At 46.4% G+C, this 21,347-nt stretch carries 15 protein-coding genes; all 15 read left to right on the forward strand.

Annotation, left to right across the window (positions count from 1 at the left end):
• Positions 1–12 precede the first annotated feature (12 nt).
• The 15 genes from WFI24_RS12430 (at position 13) to helD (ending at position 21,328) form a co-directional block, all read left to right on the forward strand.
• The gene (locus WFI24_RS12430; RefSeq protein ID WP_076330510.1) at positions 13–921 is read left to right on the forward strand and encodes a carbohydrate ABC transporter permease; all 909 of its coding nucleotides are present in this window, start codon (positions 13–15) and stop codon (positions 919–921) included.
• Positions 922–1,053: 132 nt separating this feature from the next.
• Positions 1,054–2,583, forward strand: coding sequence for an ABC transporter substrate-binding protein (locus WFI24_RS12435; protein WP_336761105.1), 1,530 nt, complete (start codon positions 1,054–1,056; stop codon positions 2,581–2,583).
• A 127-nt stretch (positions 2,584–2,710) separates the two neighbouring features.
• Positions 2,711–3,409 (forward strand): hypothetical protein, encoded by a 699-nt coding sequence (locus tag WFI24_RS12440; protein WP_336761107.1) that lies wholly within the window; start codon positions 2,711–2,713, stop codon positions 3,407–3,409.
• Between the two features lie 299 nt (positions 3,410–3,708).
• Positions 3,709–5,463, forward strand: coding sequence for a sensor histidine kinase (locus WFI24_RS12445; protein WP_336761109.1), 1,755 nt, complete (start codon positions 3,709–3,711; stop codon positions 5,461–5,463).
• A gap of 71 nt (positions 5,464–5,534) precedes the next feature.
• Positions 5,535–7,163: a response regulator gene (locus tag WFI24_RS12450; protein ID WP_336761110.1), complete on the forward strand. Its 1,629-nt coding sequence runs from the start codon at positions 5,535–5,537 to the stop codon at positions 7,161–7,163.
• Between the two features lie 123 nt (positions 7,164–7,286).
• Positions 7,287–8,972: a sugar ABC transporter gene (locus tag WFI24_RS12455; RefSeq protein WP_336761112.1), complete on the forward strand. Its 1,686-nt coding sequence runs from the start codon at positions 7,287–7,289 to the stop codon at positions 8,970–8,972.
• A 191-nt stretch (positions 8,973–9,163) separates the two neighbouring features.
• Positions 9,164–10,054: an ABC transporter permease gene (locus WFI24_RS12460; protein ID WP_145319168.1), complete on the forward strand. Its 891-nt coding sequence runs from the start codon at positions 9,164–9,166 to the stop codon at positions 10,052–10,054.
• 29 nt (positions 10,055–10,083) lie between these two features.
• On the forward strand, positions 10,084–10,962 hold the full coding sequence (locus WFI24_RS12465; RefSeq protein ID WP_145319165.1) for a carbohydrate ABC transporter permease: 879 nt from the start codon (positions 10,084–10,086) through the stop codon (positions 10,960–10,962).
• A 34-nt stretch (positions 10,963–10,996) separates the two neighbouring features.
• Entirely contained in the window at positions 10,997–12,082 is a 1,086-nt protein-coding gene (locus WFI24_RS12470; protein ID WP_336761115.1) for a glycoside hydrolase family 53 protein, read from the forward strand.
• 129 nt (positions 12,083–12,211) lie between these two features.
• Positions 12,212–14,284 carry a beta-galactosidase gene (locus WFI24_RS12475; protein ID WP_336761117.1) on the forward strand — a complete coding sequence of 691 codons (2,073 nt, stop codon included), beginning with the start codon at positions 12,212–12,214 and terminating at the stop codon, positions 14,282–14,284.
• Positions 14,285–14,494: 210 nt separating this feature from the next.
• Positions 14,495–15,934, forward strand: a complete 1,440-nt coding sequence (locus WFI24_RS12480) for an NAD-dependent malic enzyme (protein ID WP_336761119.1) — start codon at positions 14,495–14,497, stop codon at positions 15,932–15,934.
• A 55-nt stretch (positions 15,935–15,989) separates the two neighbouring features.
• Complete coding sequence (locus WFI24_RS12485) at positions 15,990–16,661, forward strand: HD domain-containing protein (protein WP_442956223.1); 672 nt, start codon at positions 15,990–15,992, stop codon at positions 16,659–16,661.
• Positions 16,662–17,031: 370 nt separating this feature from the next.
• Complete coding sequence (locus WFI24_RS12490; protein ID WP_145319150.1) at positions 17,032–18,099, forward strand: FUSC family protein; 1,068 nt, start codon at positions 17,032–17,034, stop codon at positions 18,097–18,099.
• A gap of 145 nt (positions 18,100–18,244) precedes the next feature.
• Complete coding sequence (locus tag WFI24_RS12495) at positions 18,245–18,706, forward strand: pyridoxamine 5'-phosphate oxidase family protein (RefSeq protein WP_336761122.1); 462 nt, start codon at positions 18,245–18,247, stop codon at positions 18,704–18,706.
• 246 nt (positions 18,707–18,952) lie between these two features.
• Positions 18,953–21,328 (forward strand): RNA polymerase recycling motor HelD, encoded by a 2,376-nt coding sequence (helD, locus tag WFI24_RS12500; RefSeq protein ID WP_336761124.1) that lies wholly within the window; start codon positions 18,953–18,955, stop codon positions 21,326–21,328.
• Positions 21,329–21,347: the final 19 nt, after the last annotated feature.

The following is a 21,347-nucleotide window of genomic DNA, read 5'->3' on the forward strand; positions in this document are numbered from 1 at the left end:
GGCAAGTCAGCTGTGAAATCACGTGATCCACTAGCCGTATCGAAGCGTTCCGCATCTGTTATTCATGCGATGTTTCTATTCTATGCCATTGCCTGTATCGTGCCGATCCTGCTTGTCTTCGCCATCTCATTCTCGGACGAGACAACAGTTATTGCAAATGGGTATAAGCTTATTCCGGAAAAGTTCAGCCTAACGGCCTATGAGTTCCTGTTTAGGGATATGGACCAGATCCTTCATTCATACGGTATATCCTTTATCGTTACCGTTGTAGGTACCATTACAAGTGTAGCATTGACTGCACTGTACGCGTATCCGCTCTCACGGAGAGATTTGCCTTATCGTGGGTGGTTCGCCTTTTTCATCTTCTTCACAATGTTGTTCAATGGGGGACTGGTACCTTGGTACCTGGTCTACGTCAACGTATTGGATCTGAAAAACTCGATACTGGCACTCATCATGCCGCTGCTGCTATCTCCATTCTTTGTACTGGTCATGCGTACATTCTTCGCGAACTCCATCCCGGTATCCATTCTGGAATCGGCCCGGATTGATGGTGCAGGAGAGTTGAGAACGTTTACACGTATTGTGCTCCCACTCTCCCTTCCGGTAATGGCAACCGTGGCGTTGTTCAGTACACTGAATTACTGGAATGACTGGTACCTTAGCATGATTTTTATATCGGATAACCGGACGATCAGCCTTCAGTACCTTATGTACCGGACGCTGCTCGATATTCAATATTTAACAACCAACTCCAATGTCTCTTCACAGATTTCGTCACAGGGTGGATTGCTGAATCTGCCGAACAAAACACTGCAAATGGCGATGGCTGTGGTCGGTATTGGTCCAATCGTACTGGCATATCCATTCTTCCAGCGGTATTTCATCAAAGGTCTTACGGTTGGCGCTGTGAAGGGATAACTCCGGCCGGTTAGCGGAGTGGGCATGGGAAATGAAGATGGACTGAAAGGGCATATATAGAAGTTGCTATGGGTTTTATTGTGAATTGGGGCAATGGGCTGTACGGTTCAACACATGACAGGAGGGGTTCAATTGGTTAGATCATTAAAGGTATGGTCACGCATGATGGCAACGGTGATGACGCTGAGCCTGGTGCTGGCAGCTTGCTCATCAGACAAAGGTGGAACAACAACACCTGGAGCAGAAGGCGGAGGCGCAAGTGAGGGTGGAGGTAAACCCTACGAAGTGACGCTATTCTACCCGGGGACACCTCAGAAGGATGTCGCTCTGGTGGAAGCTGAGATTAACAAGAAGATGGAACCGAAGATCGGGGCCACGCTCAAGATCAATGCGATTGACTGGGGACAGTGGGATAACAAGCTGAATCTCATGATCTCTTCGGGTGAAAAATCAGACATTATCTTCACAGCAGCTTGGCAGAACTACACGGTGAATGTAGCCAAAGGCGCATTCTTGCCACTGAATGATCTGCTTGATGCACACGGTCAAGATATCAAGAAAAACCTGGATCCTGCCTTTCTGGAAGGTTCCCAGGTAGACGGCGTGAACTATGGTGTTCCTACGAATAAGGAACTCGCTGCCACACGTGGCGTGCTGGTACGCAAAGATCTGGCTGACAAGTATAACCTGGATCTGACAGCAGTTAAGACATGGGCTGATCTGGAGCCATTGCTCAAAACCATTAAGGAAAACGAGCCAGCCATCACACCGTTCTATATGTCCAACACCAATGGTAACGGGTTGCTGGAGAATCTGGATTGGGATTATCTCGGTGATGCTTCCGTACCTGGAGTAATCTCCAAAACAGCAGGCGGAACAACGGTTATGAACGAAGTGGAGACCCCTGAATTCAAGGAAGCGGCTGAACTCGCTCGCAAATGGTATCAAGCGGGATATATCAACAGTGATGCTGCTACTTCCAATGTGTTCCCGAAAGACCAGGCGAAGGCTGGAAAAGCGTTTCTCTGGACGGACGGCATGAAGCCGGGCAAAGATAAAGAAGAAGAAGGGTATGTGGGTTTCCCACTGACTCAGATTGAGATGACACAGCCGACAATTACGACGGGTGATGCATCTGGAGCGATGCTCGCGATCTCCCGCTCTTCGGAGCAACCAGAGAAAGCAATGCAGGTCATTAACCTGCTGCATTCCGACAAGGAAATTAACAACCTGTTGAACTTCGGAATTGAAGGTACACATTATGTGAAAAAAGATGGACAGGATAATATCATTGCTCTCCCTGAAGGCGTTGATGCCAACAGTCGTACCTACAATCCAGGTGCACAATGGCAGCTGGGTAACCAGTTCCTGAACTTCCTCTGGGATAATGAAGATCCGCAGAAATGGGAAAAGTTCAAAGAGTTTAACGCCAAAGGTGTGAAGTCACCAGCATTGGGCTTTACGTTCAATAGCCAATCTGTCAAAAATGAAATTGCTGCGGTCAACAACGTGAACAAACAGTTCAAGCCGGGTATGACATCGGGTGCCGTTGATCCAAATGAGATGATCCCGAAATATCTGGAGAAACTGAAAGCAGCGGGCATTGATAAAATTATTGCTGCCAAACAGGAACAGCTCGATGCATTCCTGTCTGGGAAATAATTAAAAGATTGAGGACGTTTTCGGTAAACAACCGAAGGCGTTCTTTTTTTGTTCTATTTTGATATGGATTGTTAATCATAATTAGGAAAAATATGATATAATCAGGTGGTTGATTGGGGGTGTTCGTGTGTCGAGAACCAGACTTGTGTTCTCCGTGGCTTTATTGCTATTTGCTATCATCTTTACATTTAACCACCATCTTGGTTTTTCTGTTGGAGATACAATGCTGTCAGCAATAGGTATATCACCGTATACTACATCCTATTTAAGTGGTGTACATATCACACTTTTCCTGGGAATGGGGTTCTTCGCCTGTGGCTTCTATCTTACACGCAAAGAAATTGTAAAATGGTCCCCCGGTCTTGCAAAAGGGTTATGGATCGTAGTTCTCGCTATCGTTCTTAGTTATTCGTCCATGACGGATAAATTCATGTATGTAGCTAAGGGGGGAGCAAGCGGCATTGACGGCATATCCTATGTTCAAAACAAAAGTTCTTGTACATTTAACGTTCTTATGACGGGCGAGACCCGAGCAACCTGTGATCTAACACTCAAAAATTACGGCAGAGAGCCCGTAGCAGCGGTGCTATTGCCTGATCTCGGCCGCAGTTACAAGCTTAAGGACGACCCGTTACTTGAGGTTTTGAAGTCTGTCCAATTAAGGCCAGCACACATTGAGCTTGAACGCCATGGAACGTTTGTGGGCACGTTGGAGTTTTACGGGAAAGCGGAATCTCCTCTGCATGTCAGTGGAAAACTTGGTGATATTGTGCTCGATGTAGGCGTGGATGGAGCGAACACGGTGTTTGATTACGATATTCCATAGTTGATATTTGAATAGAAGAAACAGAACGATTACATAAACAGAAGTAGATTAAGATTTGATATTAATAGAAAGACAAAAACATATACGGATCAGCAGGGGCTGGCTAATTGCTGGCTCTTTTTTTGTGCATGGAAGTTGCAATTAGTGCAGAAATATTGGTTTTATCACCTTCCCCCTAGAATTGGTAACGCTTACGCTTAGATAATGATTCGGTTTGTCTCAAAAAAAATAGTTTGTCTTTACCGCTTACATCATTACAATTAATGTCACGACAAATTAAGACAAGGTGAGATGAAAAGATGTCATATCGGACAAACCTGTTTTCCAAAATGGTCATTCTAATTCTGATTATGCTAGTTCCAGTTGTACTCCTGTACTGGTACTCTAATCACAAAACGACAGCCGTTCTCAGAGATGAGTTGAATCGATCGAATAGCAATCAGCTTGAATTTTTCCAAAATCAGGTGAACACACACATTGAGTTGTTGTCCTCATGGCCGAATCTGCTCATACATGATCCTGATATTGCCAGCTTCCGGCGAATCTATGCGGACAGTAAATATTTTGACCTCGATGCCATTAATTTGGTTAAGCGTATTCAAAATAAGCTGAGTATTCAGGAAAGTTCATCCAATTGGGCAACAAAGTTATATCTGTACTCTCCTTCGCTAGGCAGAGTGGTTTCCGAAAGGGACGCCCGTTCTTACGATAAGCAAACGCTAAGGGAGAATATAATTTCCGGCTGGGATGTACGCAAAATCCAGGATGGAGAAAATGATCGGTTCATGTTTAGCTGGATTACAGTATCTCCATATGGCATTAAAGATCCGGTGGATAATGCGGAAACGATTATTAAACTCGAGTTTGATAGTGACAATATTCGAGACATGCTCGACAAATTCAAGGACGATGGCAGGCATGACCCCTTCTATTTCCGTGAAGAATCGGGGGTCATCTATAACCGGACTTCAGATCGTTCCCTAACGAATCAGCTGATGGAAGAACTGTCCATGCATAATCTACAGGATGTCGATAATCGCACCGTTGTCATTGGGAATGAGCCTTACATGGTTAACACGGTCAAATCCAGTACGACAGGCTGGTATCTGGTAGACTATATGCCTTTATCCGATATTTTGAAGCCCATTCATCAATCGAATATGCTGTTCTATTCATCCATGATTTGTTTGTTATTGATGAGTTTTGGTGTAGCGTACTTGTTATATGTTCAGGTGCAGGTGCCTGTGAAACAACTCATTCGAGGCTTCCAGCGATTGAAGCAGGAAGATTATTCAGTGAGGATTAAGCCGAAGGGCCGCAATGAATTCAGTTTTCTGTCCGAACGTTTCAACTTGATGGTGGAGCAGATCCAGCAGTTGTTTGAACACGTGTATCTGGAACAGATCCATGTGCGTGAAGCCCGCTTGAAGCAGCTGCAGTCACAGATTAACCCGCACTTCTTCTATAATTGTTTCTCCTTCATTACGAGTATGGCGAAGCTCAAGCGTATGGACGCTGTTGTAGCGATGTCGCATAATCTATCGCGATATTATCGGTATACGACAAGACAGGAGCGGGACGTGGTACCGTTGACAGAAGAGATTGAATTTGTCAGCTGTTATCTGGAGATTCAACGGATGCGTATGGACCGCATTCATTACAAGATTGATCTGACTGATGAGATGTTAAGACAGGAGGTACCGCCACTCATCGTGCAACCACTAGTGGAGAATGCGGTGATTCACGGGATCGAAGCGGATGCGGAAGCCGGAGAAATAAGAGTATCCGGGGAAAAACAGGGCGGTGTCATGGTTCTTGTGGTAGAAGATGATGGGCAAGGCATGACGCAGGAGGCACGTGAGGCGCTTCTGAATAAGCTCAGGGGAACGATGGATCAGGAGATGGGCTGTGGCCTGTGGAATGTGAATCAGAGACTCCAGCTTCGATATGGGGAGCAGGCTGGGTTGGATGTAACGGAATCGGAACTTGGTGGATTACGCGTTACGCTGTCGTGGCCTGCAGAGCAGGAGTTTCTTCTTGAGAATGAAGGATAAGCACCTGGAATGTGTAACGCATGATGAACGATGGTATCCATTGGCAGAATGAACGATAGGGAGTGAGTCACTTGATTGATATATTACTGGTAGATGATGAGACATACGTAACAGAAAGTCTGGAACTTACGATCCCTTGGGGAGAGCTTGGAGTAACGACCGTGCTGCGTGCCGCATCCGGTAAGGAAGCGCTGGAGATTATGGAGGAAAATGCAGTAGACATCGTAGTTACCGATATTCGAATGCCTGGCATGTCGGGACTGGATCTCATTGCAGAGGTAAGCAAACGCTGGTCTCATATCCGCTGTATTTTGTTAACCGGTCACAGTGACTTTGATTATGCCAAGAAAGCCATTCAATTGCAGGCCGCTGATTATATTCTCAAACCTGTAAACGATGATGAGTTCATGGGATCGGTCTCGGCAGCCATTACATCACTTCGGGATCAATGGGATGAATTCGATAAATATCACCGGCTCTTATACAGTCGGAAATCTGACTATAAAATTTTACGGGAAAATCTCATGCAGGATCTGCTGCTGGGGCGCGAGATCACGGCGCGGGCACTTCGTGAACAATTGGAACAATACGAGATTCACATTAACCCGGAGCAATCCGCTGTGATGATGCTGATTCGTCTCACAGGACGCTTCTCGTCGATGGACCAGCAATCGCTGGATTTGATGGATTTTGCGGTAGGTAATATTGCAGAAGAAGTGCTCGGAGAGCAATTTAACGTGTGGTTTGGTCGTGGGCCGCATGAGTGTCTGGTTATGTTTCTGCAAAATCAGGGACAGGTCGAAGCCCCGCAGATGAACTTGGATACGTTGAGAGTATCCGCTGAAACCTTCCGTGAGCATGTCATTCGGTATTTGCAGGGAGATTTATCTATGGTGGTTACACCGTCATTTCCCTTTAATGAGTTGACCGCAGCTTATCGAAAAAGTCTGGGCTCACTTGTTCTTTCCGGGCCGGAAGAACACAAGATTATATATATGGATCTGGATAAGGCACTTAGTAAACGCCCGGAGAATGATGCAGTGCAGGCACTTGAAGAGCTGTACAAGCCACCTGTACTTCCGCAATTACTTGAGACCAAGCAATGGGAAGCGGCAGCACGCAAGCTGAACATGGTCTTTGACGCGGCAGAACAGGTACGGTTGTCCAGGGAACATGTATATGAGATGTATCTGTCTGTAACGAATGCATTCATGTATATCGCCCATAAGCAGGGGCACTTGGTACATGAGATTGATCATGCAGGATTCGATCTGCTCCTTGCTCATCAGTTGATTCAATCACCCGAGAAGCTGCGGCGATGGGCCACTGAGATGCTGTCAAAGCTGCAGGAGGAATTGTCGGATCAGGAAGGTGTGCAGAGCCGCAGACATGTGATCAAGCAGGTTCAGGAGCTGGTGACAAGAGATACAGGACAGGATCTGTCGGTGAAGATGATTGCGGACAAGGTATATTTACACCCTGTATATCTATCGAAAATTTACAAGGCAGAGACAGGGGAAGGTCTTGGGGACTACATGATTCGTATGCGCATGGAGCGTGCTCTGTATCTGCTTAAGAATAGCAACAAAAAAATATACGAGATTACGAGTGAACTTGGCTATCAAAATCCGCAATATTTCAGCAAAATGTTCAAAAAGCATTATGGCATGACACCCAACGAATTTCGGGATCAGGCATAATTTCAACAACATTCCAGAATATAGGTTGGCAAAGGTGCAGAAATCTTGATTTCGTATCATAGGCTCAAAGGCCTGGTCAGCCTATAATGAAAGGGTAACCAAAACGATTTAAGGGGGAACAACATGAGAGCGCAATCAACGAAAAAGAGATTCTTGACGCTTCTCGCTACAACGCTGTGTCTAACTGTCGTTCTTGCAGGATGTTCAGGAGGCAGTGGGGGCGGAGATAGTGCAACACCAAGTACATCTGGAACTCAAAACGAATACAAAGAAAAGTATGATCCGGAAGTAACCATTACAACGGCATGGGGAATCGATCCTGAGCTGAAGTTTAAAAATGGCGAATCCATGGAAAATAACGTGGCAACCAAGTGGGCCAAGGAAAAATTCGGGATTAATATCAATTCACTATGGTCTGTAACGGATACAAATGGGGCATTTGCAACCAAACTTCGCCTCGCGATGTCTTCTGGTCAAGATATGCCTGATATTGTAACGGTGGGGGACAACTTGCTTGCTCAAGACCTGATTGATTCCGGTATGTATCAGGAAGTTGGTCCACTGTTCGACAAATATGCTTCAGACACATGGAAAAAAGCGATGGAGCAAGATCCTAACGTATGGAACCAATATAGTCGTGATGGGAAAAGAATGGGTATCCCTGTTCTGGACTATGCATACAACAATGATTACTTGCTCTGGATTCGCCAGGACTGGCTGGATAAGCTGAAGCTGGAAGCTCCAAAAACAATTGATGAGCTTGAAACCGTAATGGATGCATTCAAAAACCAAAACCCGGATGGATTGTCTCCGGATAAGGTCATCCCGCTCAGCATTGGTTTCAAAACATCTATGAATACATGGATGGGAGACCCATCCTGGATCTTCGGCGCATACGGAACATTGCCGTTCCAATGGAATGTGGGAGCAGATGGTAAGCTGGAGTATGGCTCCATTAATCCAGGCATGAAACAAGGACTGGGTAAATTAAGTGAATGGTTGACCAAAGGCTACATTCCACAGGAAGCAGCTCTATGGGATGAGAACAAAACAGCAGAACCTGCAGTTGCAGGAACAGCAGGTATTATCCCGGGTCCTTACTGGATGAGCGGATGGCCATTAACTGACACGGTGAAGAACGCACCTAGTGCAGTATGGAAACCAATTGAGATTCCAACTGGCCCTGAAGGTAAGGCGATGCGTCATGGAACACAATTTGTAAATGGTGTTACGTTGATCAAGGCAGATATGGAACACCCGGAAGCTTTCTTTACGTATCAGAACTACCTGTTCGACAATTATGCTGATCCAGCACCAGGTAGTCCTTATGACAACGGTTTATTTGATGGATATGACTACCAATTGGACGCAAATGGAAAACAGAAAAAACCAGACGAAATTGATGGTGGATATGTCAACGTTGTGCGTTATCTGTTAGTTCGTGATGGTGCGCGTATCCCTGATGCACAGATGAAAGCCCTGCTTAGTCTAGCTGATGGCAAAGAGCCTGAAAGCAAGCTGGAAAAAGATGTAGCCGTAAACTATGGGCCAGAAACACCTGCAGCAGCGAAAGTGTTACTGAGCCAAGAAGAAATTTCCTTCAAAAACATGTTCACAGGTCCAACAACAGCTACAATGAAATCTAAACTGGATTATCTGAACAAAATCGAGAATCAAGCATTTAACGAAATTATCTATGGCAAAAACCCGATTGATGCATTTGATACCTTTGTTCAAACGTGGAAATCCGGTGGCGGTGATCAGATCACACAAGAGGTCAACGAGTGGTATGACAGTGTGAAAAAATAGTTTTAAGCAACGCCCAGACGATCGTCGTCTGGGCGCTTTTTTTTGGTTTATTCAAGCTGAAGCAAAGTGGTTGATTTTGTGCCATTTATATTGCTTTTATGTGCTGTTTGGACCCCGTAAAAGGTTGATATAATCGCATTATAAGCCACTCAGGGAGTACTTGAGTAGGAAGAAATACAGGGGGAGCAATCATGAGAACTTTGAAACGCAATTGGCCATTCCACGTTATGCTTTTGCCAGCCATTATCTTTCTGATTATCTTCAGTTATGTGCCTATGGGCGGGATCATTATGGCATTTCAGAATTACAAGCCATGGCTTGGGATTAGCGGCTCTGAATGGGTCGGGCTGGACAACTTTAGATATTTGTTTGAACGTGAAGACAGCTTACAGGTTATCTGGAACACATTAATTATTGCTGTACTTAAACTGATTTTTAACTTATTTGTTCCATTTGTTTTTGCCATTCTGTTGAATGAGATTCGCAAGATGGCGATACAACGAACCATTCAGACACTTGTCTATTTACCTCACTTCTTGTCCTGGGTCATTCTGGGCGGGATTTTGATAGATCTTCTGTCAACCGGAGGGTTGGTGAACCGGGTTCTGGGGACCTTTGGACTGGGACCTTACTTCTTCCTCGGAGATAACAGTTACTTCCGTTCTACGGTCATTCTGACAGATGTGTGGAAGGAATTTGGCTATAACATGATTGTCTTTCTGGCTGCACTTGCCGGAATTAATCCAGCGTTGTACGAAGCAGCCGAAATTGACGGAGCAGGACGTTGGAAACAGACACTGCACATTACGATTCCATCGCTTGTGCCGATGCTGATGGTTGTAGGAACACTGGCACTTGGTAACGTACTGAATGCCGGATTTGACCAGATTTTCAACCTGTACAACCCGCTCGTATATCAAACGGGAGACATCATTGATACATTCGTATATCGTTCTGCGATGCAAAATGGTGAGATGGGCTTCGCCACAGCGATTGGATTGTTCAAATCAGTCATTAGTATGATCTTGATTCTCGTATCTTACAGCTTAGCCAAAAAATACGCTGGATACCGCATATTCTAATCGAATGAACAGAGAAAGAAGGGACCACGATGTATCATAAATCATTGCCTTATCGCGTGTTTAATATAGTCAATACCTGCTTTCTGATTCTGATTGCCATCATGTGTATCATACCGATGGTTCACGTACTGGCTGTATCCTTTAGTACGAAGGCTGCGGCCGATGCCAATCTGGTTAATCTCTGGCCAGTGGGTTTTTCACTTGAGGCCTACAAAAAGACGATGAATAATCCGATTTTCTTGAACTCACTCTGGATTTCACTGTTACGTACAGTGATTGGTACAGCGATCACCTTGCTGATTACATTCCTGGCAGCGTATCCGTTGTCCAAAGAAAATAGTGAGTTCAAAGGCAGAACGATCTACTCCTGGATTTTCGTATTCAGCATGATTTTCAATGGAGGATTGGTTCCATTCTATATGGTGATCCAGAAGATCGGGTTGATGGACTCCTTCTGGGTACTGGTACTCCCAGGGGCAGTGAATACATTCCTTGTCATCCTGATGCTAAACTTCTTCCGTGGTATTCCAAAAGAGCTGGAGGAAGCTGCGCTGATGGATGGGGCTAACCATTTCAGAACGCTGTTCAGTATCTTCCTGCCGATCTCCTTGCCGTCGATTGCAACTATTGCATTGTTCAGCATGGTGTTTCACTGGAATTCCTGGTTTGATGGATTGCTCTATATGAATAATGCCAAGGATTATCCACTTGCTACCTTTATGCAAACGGTCATTATTGGACGTGACATGAGTAGCATGAGCATGAATCCAAAAGAAATGGAATCTCTATCTCAAACGACGGTTAGAGCAGCTCAGATCTTCATCGGAAGTGCTCCAATCTTGATCGTGTATCCTTTCCTGCAACGCTTCTTTGTCAAAGGTATGACGTTGGGCTCAGTTAAAGGCTGAGCCTGTATTACTAATTCAAATGGAGGCTGATACAGTGAGTAACTTGGGAGAAAAGACATTCGTTCTGGGAATGGATGTATCTTTTATGGACGAGATCGAACAACATGGTGGAACCTACAGTGATGTGGACGGCAAGGATCAAGACTTGCTGTCCATCCTGAAGCTCAATGATGCTAACGCGATTCGGCTGCGGATCTGGAATGATCCTGTAGGTGGGTTCTGCAATCTGGAGCGCACGGTGGCGGTAGCCAAACGGATCAAGGAACAGGGCCTGCAGTTTTTGCTTGATTTCCATTATTCTGATCGGTGGGCCGATCCAGCCAATCAGTGGAAACCAAAGGCGTGGGAGAATCTCTCCTATGAGGAACTTCAACGTGCGGTATGCACGTATACCGCCGATGTTCTGAGAACGTTGAAGGAACATGATGCTCTTCCAGACATGGTGCAGGTCGGAAACGAGATTACACCAGGCATGTTATGGAATGAAGGACGTGTCGGTGGAGAAGAACATGACACGGATGAACAGTGGGAGCGTTTTGCAGGCCTTGTGAAGTACGGAGTTGCTGCGGTCAAATCCGTTGACGCGGATATTCAGATTATGATACATATTGATCGTGGTGGAGATAACGCCGAGAGCCGCAAGTTTTACGATCGCTTTGAAGCACTGGGTGTGGAGTTCGATATCATTGGGCTCTCGTATTATCCTTGGTGGCATGGCACACTCGATGCCTTACGTGACAATCTGCATGATCTGGCTGAGCGTTATGGCAAACCCATCAATGTGGTTGAAACCGCTTATCCGTGGACGCTGGAACAGCCGGAAGGTATGGAATGGATTTTGAATCAGGAAGAATTGTTGTTGCCGGGATACCCTGCAAGTGTAGAGGGACAGACCAACTATCTGAAGGATCTGTTGCAGATTATCCGTGATGTTCCTGGTGGTTTGGGTCATGGATTCTATTATTGGGAACCTGCATGGATACCAAGTAAGGAAGAATGGTCTGTCGGACATCCGAATAACTGGGGTAACCTCACGATGTTTAATTTTAAAGGTCGTAAGTTGGAATCGTTTACAGCGCTCGCTGCTGTAGAAGAATCAGATGCAGAGACATACGTGTAATAACTCACAAGTTCGCAAGTTGCATCTGACGTAAGACATAAAGAATGCCAGATGATGCCAGGTCATATAAGCCGTGAATATTGTTGTATCAAATTAAAATTGTAATTCAAAAGCAAGGGAGTTGTCCTTATGACATACAAATATCCACCTGTAAGTTCCAAAGCCCCGCACATGTTGCATGGCGCAGATTATAACCCGGAGCAGTGGCTCCGCTATCCTGAAGTCTTGGAAGAGGATATTCGCTTGATGAAGCTTGCCAAGTGTAACGTGATGTCCATTGGTATCTTCTCTTGGGTATCGCTTGAGCCGGAAGAAGGCGTATATACATTCGAATGGCTGGATCAGGTGTTGGATCGTTTTGCAGCTAATGGCATCTATGCATTCCTGGCTACACCAAGTGGTGCGAGACCAGCATGGATGTCTGCCAAATACCCAGAAGTACTTCGTGTCTCTGAGAAACGTGTCCGTAATCTCCACGGTTTTCGTCATAATCATTGTTATACTTCCCCGGTATACCGTGAGAAGGTTACTGCGATCAATACGAAACTGGCAGAACGTTATTCGGATCATCCAGCTATCATCGGCTGGCATATCTCCAACGAGTTCGGTGGAGACTGTCATTGTGATTACTGTCAGGAAGCGTTCCGTGGCTGGGTTCAGAAAAAGTATAAGACACTCGATGAACTGAATCATTCGTGGTGGACCACATTCTGGAGTCACACGGTTACAGACTGGAGTCAAGTCGAGTCGCCAGCTCCACACGGTGAGACACAAGTACATGCAATGAATCTGGATTGGCGTCGTTTCGTTACGGATCAGACAGCTGATTTTATCGTGCACGAAACGAAACCGTTGAAAGCTCAGAATCCGGATCTGCCAGTGACAACGAACCTGATGGAGTTCTATGGTGGTCTGAACTACTGGAAGTTCGCTGATATCCTGGATTTCCTGTCTTGGGACAGTTATCCGACTTGGCATGATGCCGATGATGATGCAAAACAGGCATCCCGGATCGCAATGATGCATGACATCGTTCGTTCCATCAAAGGTGGACAACCGTTTCTGCTGATGGAAAGCACGCCAAGTTCAACCAACTGGCAAGAGGTTAGCAAGCTGAAAAAACCTGGCATGCATCTGCTCTCTTCTCTCCAGGCTGTAGCACACGGTTCAGATAGTGTACAGTACTTCCAGTGGAGAAAGAGCCGGGGGTCCAGTGAGAAGCTCCATGGCGCAGTAATAGACCATGTTGGGACGGAACACACTCGCGTGTTCCAGGATGTGACGGACGTAGGTACGGCTCTTGAAGGCATGGAAGCTATTGTAGGAACAGCGGTTCCGGCAGAAGTTGCGATCATATTCGATTGGGAAAACCGCTGGGCCGTTAATGATTCCCAGGGTCCGCGCAATATCGGTGTGAAATATGAGCAGACGGTGGAAGAGCATTACGAAGCATTTTGGAAAAAGGGAGTTGCTGTAGACGTCATCGATATGGATGCAGATCTGTCCAAGTACAAGTTGCTGATCGCTCCAATGCTTTATCTGGTGCGTGAAGGTGTCGGCGAACGCATCGAGAAGTTTGTGCAGCAAGGCGGTACGTTTGTAGCGACCTACTGGTCTGGAATTGTCGACGAAAATGATCTGTGCTTCCTGGGTGGATTCCCGGGCCCACTGCGCAAGACGCTTGGCATCTGGTCCGAGGAAATTGACGGATTACATGATCGTGACCTGAACGGAATTATTCCTGAGAAGGGCAATGAGCTTCAGCTCAATACAACGTATGATGCCATTGAACTGTGTGATCTGATCCATCTGGAAGGCGCGAAGTCTCTGGCTACGTACCGTTCCGACTTTTATGCCGGACGTCCGGCATTGACAGTTAATCAACTGGGATCAGGAAAAGCGTATTACGTGGCGACACGTCTGAAAGCACCATTCTATGATGATTTCTATGCTCAGCTAATTGCTGACCTGAACATTGAACGTGGACTTGAGACAGAACTGCCTGCTGGAACTACGGCACATACGCGTACAGATGGTACGGCTGATTATGTGTTTGTACAGAACTACACACCAGATGAGAAGTTGGTTGAATTAGATGCACAGTCCTATACGGATCTGCTCAGTGGTGATGCTGTGGAAGCCAGTCTCAGCTTGCAACCATATGACATTCGTGTCCTGCGTAGAGCGGTTGATCGGAAATAATATCCATTCTATACGTTACGAATAAACGGAATTAGTATTAACCAAAAGATTGCCCTGAGCGCCTGTTAAAGGTGTTCGGGGTGTCTTTTTTATTTTATGTAATTGCTGTTGAACGACTTTTTCTGGACAAGATAAAGGATAAACGTGTCCGCGCAGCGAAGACAAACAGGTAACTTGTAACTCAAGACTTTCAGTCTGGGAGGAATGGAAATGAATCAAAGAAATCTGGATGGTAACAGCATTATTATTCGACTGGAAATGACAACTAAGGATATCAAGTTTGGCGAAGTGGCTTCGGCCATCTCGGAAGCTGGGGGAGACATCATTGCCATCGACGTGATTTCCACCAATCAGGATGTAAGCGTGCGCGATTTGACGGTCGCAGTTACAGATGCACAAGATAACAGTAAAATTATAGAAGGGGTGCGCCAGCTTAAAGGTGTGTCCATTATTAATGTATCGGATCGCACGTTCCTGCTGCATTTGGGCGGCAAGATCGAAGTGACCCCAAAGACCCCGATTCAGAATCGGGAAGACCTGTCGCGTGTGTACACTCCGGATGTAGCCCGGGTATGTTCAGCGATTGCGGAAGAACCGGGGAAAGCATTCTCGCTGACAATCAAGCGGAACACAGTAGCCGTGGTATCCGATGGCAGTGCGGTGCTTGGACTGGGCAACATTGGTCCCCGTGCAGCGATGCCGGTCATGGAAGGTAAAGCGATGTTATTCAAACAGTTTGCAGGCGTGGACGCCTTTCCCATCTGTCTGGACACACAGGATACCGAGGAAATCATTCGTACTGTGAAAGCGATATCACCTGGTTTTGGCGGTATTAATCTGGAGGATATTTCATCACCACGTTGTTTCGAGATTGAACGTCGTCTGAACGAGGAACTTGATATTCCAGTATTTCATGATGATCAGCATGGTACAGCGGTTGTGTTGTATGCCGGTCTGATCAATGCGCTGAAACTGGTAGGCAAGTCCATTCGTGATGTGAAGATCGTGGTCTGCGGTATTGGAGCAGCAGGTGTAGCTTGCAGCAACATATTATTGTCTGCGGGTGCCAGTCGACTTATTGGTGTTGATCGTGAGGGTGCGATTGTACGGACACAAACCTATGAGAATGAAGTCTGGAGTGACTATGCAGCCCGTACCAACCCGGAACTGGAAACGGGTTCGCTGCGTGAAGTCATTCGTGGAGCCGATGTGTTCATTGGCTTGTCACGAGGCAATCTGTTAACTCGTGAAGACGTGCAGACCATGGCCGAAGACCCAATCGTTTTTGCGATGGCTAACCCTGTACCTGAGATTATGCCTGCCTTGGTGGAAGACATTGTGGCCGTTATGGCGACAGGGCGATCCGATTATCCGAATCAGATCAACAACGTGTTATGTTTCCCGGGCATGTTCAGAGCAGTTCTGGATTGCCGTGCTACTGAAATTAATGAAGAAATGAAATTGGCGGCCGCTCAAGCCATTGCTTCGGCCATTACGGACGAAGAGCGTACACGCTATTACATTATTCCGAGTGTGTTCAATGATAAAGTCGTCAAATCGATGCGCAATCGCGTGATTGAAGCAGCTGTTAAGACAGGTGTGGCGCGGCGTATACCGCGTGAACAGGCCCGCGAAGGCGGGGAATCGTAGGATGCAAGAGAACCCTCTTCAACCATCCAGTGCGAGCGTGCAAGGATCAGGACACATGCAAAATGTGGACGGAACAACGGAAGGTGAGGCTGTTCTGCGAGCTGCCCGATCTTTTGTTCTAGGGGACTCATCCAAGCATACGGATGGTCATGACTGGCCGCACATCGAAAGGGTCACTGCACTTGCAGTGGAACTCGCTCACCGAATGGGGGCAGATCCATTTGTCTGTGAACTGGCTGCCTTATTACATGATGTTCCGGATGAGAAGCTGAATGAAAGCTTGGAAGCCGGGATGGCGAAACTGAATGACTGGCTGGATACCCAGCCGCTTGATTCGGATATACGTGAAGCGGTTGTGGGTATTATTAGCACCATCTCGTATGCGGGGGGCCAGCGTCCTGCGGTCAGTTCGCTTGAAGCACAGGTTGTACAAGATGCGGATCGTCTGGATGCATTGGGTGCGATTGGGATCGCGCGCACCTTTGCCTTTTCAGGAGCGAGAGGGCGCGAGATGTACGATCCGTCCCTTCCCCCACGGGAGCAGATGACCCGTGAGGAGTATCGCAATGGGCGCAGCACAACGATAAACCACTTTTACGAAAAACTGTTCAAGCTCAAGGATCTGATGAATACGTCCTATGGCAAGGAATTGGCGGAGCAGCGTCATGAATATATGGTGCAGTTCGTGGAACAGTTCAAAAGAGAGTGGGAGGGTACGGACCGTTAGGCAGTTATAATAAGCATGAGTATTCCACAGAGGTATAATAAGTAACAGAGGCGAATCTTTGAAGTGGAGAAATCCATTTTGAAGATTTGCTTCTTTTTGGGTTAATAATGTGTATTAACATACATAAATGAATCAATACTCTATTTTTAGTGATTTATGAAATGGAATAAAATAAGGTTTGTATAGCTTTTTGTTGCGCTCTCCCGCTACGAAGGATCGCTTTCTGACTTATGACATGGCAACGGAAGATCTTCCATGGTACAATAAATCGTTCTCCTGAATGAATTCAGACAAAAAAAGAAATATGGGGTAATAATGAACATGATTATCAAATGTAAAAATTCAGGTTCGGTAAAGAGGAGGGGTGACCATGTCATTTGGTGCACGTGTACTTAAGACGGGAATAGCGGTCACGCTTGCCTTGTACCTTAGCAGCCTGTTCTTGAACCCGCAATCTCCCGTGCCTGCCGCAATCGCGGCTATATTTGCCATGCAGCCTTCCATCTATCGTTCCTGGAAATACTTCCTGGATCAGCTGCAAACGACGACACTCGGAGCCATTGTGGCCCTGTTGGGAGGCATGGTGTTGTCCAATGAGCCAATCGCTGTTGGATTAATTATTGTACTTGTCATCATGATCTGTCTTAAATTGAATATGGGTGAGACGGTTGGACTGACACTGGTCACGGTCGTGTCGATTATGGAAGCTTCGGGTGACTGGCACTTTGCACTTAATCGGTTTCTGCTGACATTGGTAGGTATTGTATCGGCATTTCTCATTAACATCACGGTATTCCCTCCCAAACCAAAGCTTCAGTTCGTCAAGCAAATTCAGAGTGTTTTCAGCGGGATGTCGCTGCTATTGCGAACTTCTATCTCAGATGAGATTAAGGAAGTTGTATTCCGGGAGGAGAAAAATAATCTGGGTGGCTCCATTAAATCTCTGTCCGATAAGTATAACTTGTTCGAAGAGGAACAGAAGAAGATGAAGCGCTCGAAATTCAGCGAAACCCGGCAGATGGTTGTATACAAACAGATGCTGCTTAGTCTGCAAAAAGGGTACGAGGTGCTGGATTCGGTGGAACGTCATTATTTCCAGGCACCGCGGACACCAGCCATGGACCTGTTTTTTGACTCCCATCTGGAACTGGTTATCAAATTCCATGAGCATGCACTGCTCAAGTTCGAGGATAAACTGAAACCAAATGGGGAAGAGGCTGCACAATTTATATTAGATAACGATCGTTTCATGGAGCAGGCGATCACCGAGTTTGATATCGACAAGGACGGAATGTTACGATTATCCATCGTGGCTGCTGCGATCTATGATTACGGATATCAGCTGGAACGTCTGAATCGACTTGCCGAACATGTGCATAGCTCCAGTGAAGACAAAGAATCACAGGACAAAATCTTAAACTGGCTTAAGTGGCCTTAATAACGAATTGCGCACCTGCTTCGTGATCATATACAATGGAATGACAACATAGCCCGGACAACCGTGTCCGGGTTGTTTTGTCATACATACGGCTGAGTGGCATGAAGAAAAGTTGAATGAAATTTAACGAACTGAGGGATAGGACATGATCATAGAGCAATTGGATGCTGAATTAATGGAATGGTTGAATGGGACTAATCTGGGGCATAAACAGCATGAAGCATTGCAACTGCTGACCGTATCTGAGGATCAGTGGCCGCATCAGGCGATGATCAGTATGGGGGAAGTGATTGCGATCAATCCGCATCAGCTTAGACTGGCTCTATGGCAGGGTACACAGACCGGTATGAACATGCGCAAAACAGGCAAGGCTACCTTGATTGCGGTTCAAGGACAACGATTGTTGCATATCCGTATAGAAGTAAAACTCCTGCCTGAGATGAAAGAGGCCATTCATCCGAGAGATCGCTTTGAAGCTCAAGTACTTCATGTACGGGTGGACCACGCGCCGTATGCGGAGATTACTTCAGGAATAACCTTTCAATTAAAAGATGAACTTGGAGCGATAACACGCTGGAAAGAGACGATTGAAGAATTACGAAAGTAGGAATGGGTAGCTTAATCGTTGAGGACCCAGTGATTGGGTAATAATATCGAAGGAGAAAACAACAAAAAACGCCTCCGCTTGCATCGGGACGCTGTCACTGGTAGAATAAAAAATGGTTTTCAGAAAATTAGAACAAATTAACATAAAATTAAAATGTTTACTTTCTAATAATTATACCATTGCCTTTTCGGGCTTGTCAAATGGGATTTTGAGGACACAATCCGGGGAAAGAGGGGCTATTAACATATGAGTACAGATCAGCAATGGAATGAGGAACAACAACGGGTCAACACCGTGACCGATCAGATTGAACGCAAGATTACAACGCTGGAAGATGAAGTTGGTTCCTTCCGTGACGAAGTGGTCGGGATGAGAAAAGACTTCTGGGACGAAGTCACGATGAACTTCAGTGAAGCGGATGATGTCGGGGAGACTTCAACCAGCATGAGGCAACAGTCACAGGTACTGTCCGATCGGGAGCGTAGCCATCTGAATACAGCGGCCGCGTTGGACAAAATGAAACGACTGCATCATTCACCGTACTTTGGCCGGATTGACTTCAAAGAAGATGGATATCCCAATGCAGAACGCATTTATCTGGGTATTGCATCGTTGTTGGATGAGAAGGAAGAATCCTTCCTGGTCTACGACTGGCGTGCACCAATCTCCAACCTGTATTATGACGGGGCACCGGGCCCAATTACGTACCACACACCAAGCGGGGAGATCAGCGGTGATATAGAGATGAAGCGGCAGTTCGTCATTCGGGATGGACGTATCCGCTTCATGTTTGACACAGGGGTAACGATTGGCGATGAGCTGTTGCAGGCTGTACTCAGTCGAACTTCGGATGCACAGATGAAGAGTATTGTAGCGACCATTCAGAAGGAGCAGAATAGGATTATTCGCAATGACCGGACACGCATGCTCATTGTGCAAGGCGCAGCAGGCAGTGGCAAAACATCCGCAGCGCTCCAGCGTGTGGCGTATCTTCTTTATAAATACCGCGAGCATCTGCAAGCGGATCAGATGGTTCTTTTTTCGCCGAATCCAATGTTCAACAGTTATGTCTCCACGGTACTGCCTGAGCTTGGGGAGGAAAACATGTTGCAAACGACCTTCCAGGAGTATCTGGAACGCCGTTTGGGTCGGGAATATCAACTGGAAGATCCGTTCATTCAGCTCGAATATGTGTTAACGGGCACGGAAGATCCTGATTACGATGTTCGCATGTCCAGCATACGATTCAAGTCGTCCGAATCTTTCCTGGGGGTCATTACGCGTTACAAGGAAAGCATGCTGTCAGGTGGTATGAAGTTCAAGCCGGTTCGCTTCCAGGGCCGAGCGATTGTCACGTCAGAGGCTATGGCTGAGAAGTTCTACAGTTTTGAGTCATCCGTCAAGCTGGTGAGTCGACTGGAGATGCTGCGGGACTGGATGTTGAAAGAACTGTCTGCCTTTGGTAAAGGTGAACTGGATGCGCCTTGGGTCGATCAGCAGCTTGATCTGATGGAGCCGGAGGATCTGCAACGTGCCTATCAGCGCCTGAAGCGCAAGCAAAAAGGAAAGACCCATACGTTTAATGACTTTGAGCAGGAAAGAGAAATTCTGGCACGTATGGTGGTCAGTGACCGACTCAAACCGCTGCGAAAATGGATCAAGTCATTGCGATTTGTCGATATACGACAATTATATGCGCATCTGTTCAACGATCAGGCTCAGATGGTGCGACTGCTGGGTGAAGAAGCGCTACCTGCCCAATGGGAAGAAATCTGTAAGATGACTTTACGCAGATTGAAGCTTCAGGAGTTGGCATATGAAGACATTACGCCATACTTGTACCTGCGCGAGCTTATGCTTGGATTCCATATTAACTCCAATATTCGTCATGTCATTATTGATGAGGCTCAGGACTATTCCGCGTTTCAACTGGCCTTTATGAAAAGATTGTTCCCCCGGGCGAAGATCACAGCACTCGGTGACTTTAACCAGGCCATCTATGCCCACTCTTCAGTGCTTAGTGGAACAGGACCATTAACTAACCTGTACGGACCAGACAATACGGAAGTCATTGAGTTGACCAGGAGCTATCGATCTACCCGGGAGATCGTAGAGTTTACCCGCGGCATGGTGCCTGGCGGGGAAGAGATCATTCCCTTTAATCGTAGTGGCGAGAAGCCGAAAGTTATCGTTTCTTCTGATTCAGAGCGTCATATGAACGTCATTACGACCGACCTCAAGCATTTGATTAAAGAGGGGTATGAATCGGTTGCAGTCATCTGCAAGACTGCGGAAGAGAGCAAAGAAGTACATGCTGCACTGAGCAAGCAACTGCCAACAGCACCGAAGTTAATCAAGAAGACGACACTGGCTTTTGAGCAGGGGGTTCATGTCATTCCAGCTTATCTGGCCAAAGGCGTAGAATTTGACGCTGTTCTAATCTATGACGGTTCTGCAGAGCAGTATGCACAGGAGCATGAACGCAAATTGTTCTATACAGCTTGTACGCGGGCGATGCATCTGCTGCATGTCTATTGTGTGGGAACACCGAGCCCGTTCATTACCTCCCAGTCGGAAGAATGGTATGATCTTGGCAAGGTGTCTGCTGCTCAAGTAGATTGACCTCATACTCACTGTTTAT

This window comes from Paenibacillus sp. USHLN196 (assembly GCF_037144955.1).
GTDB classification, from domain to species: domain Bacteria; phylum Bacillota; class Bacilli; order Paenibacillales; family Paenibacillaceae; genus Paenibacillus; species Paenibacillus xylanexedens_C.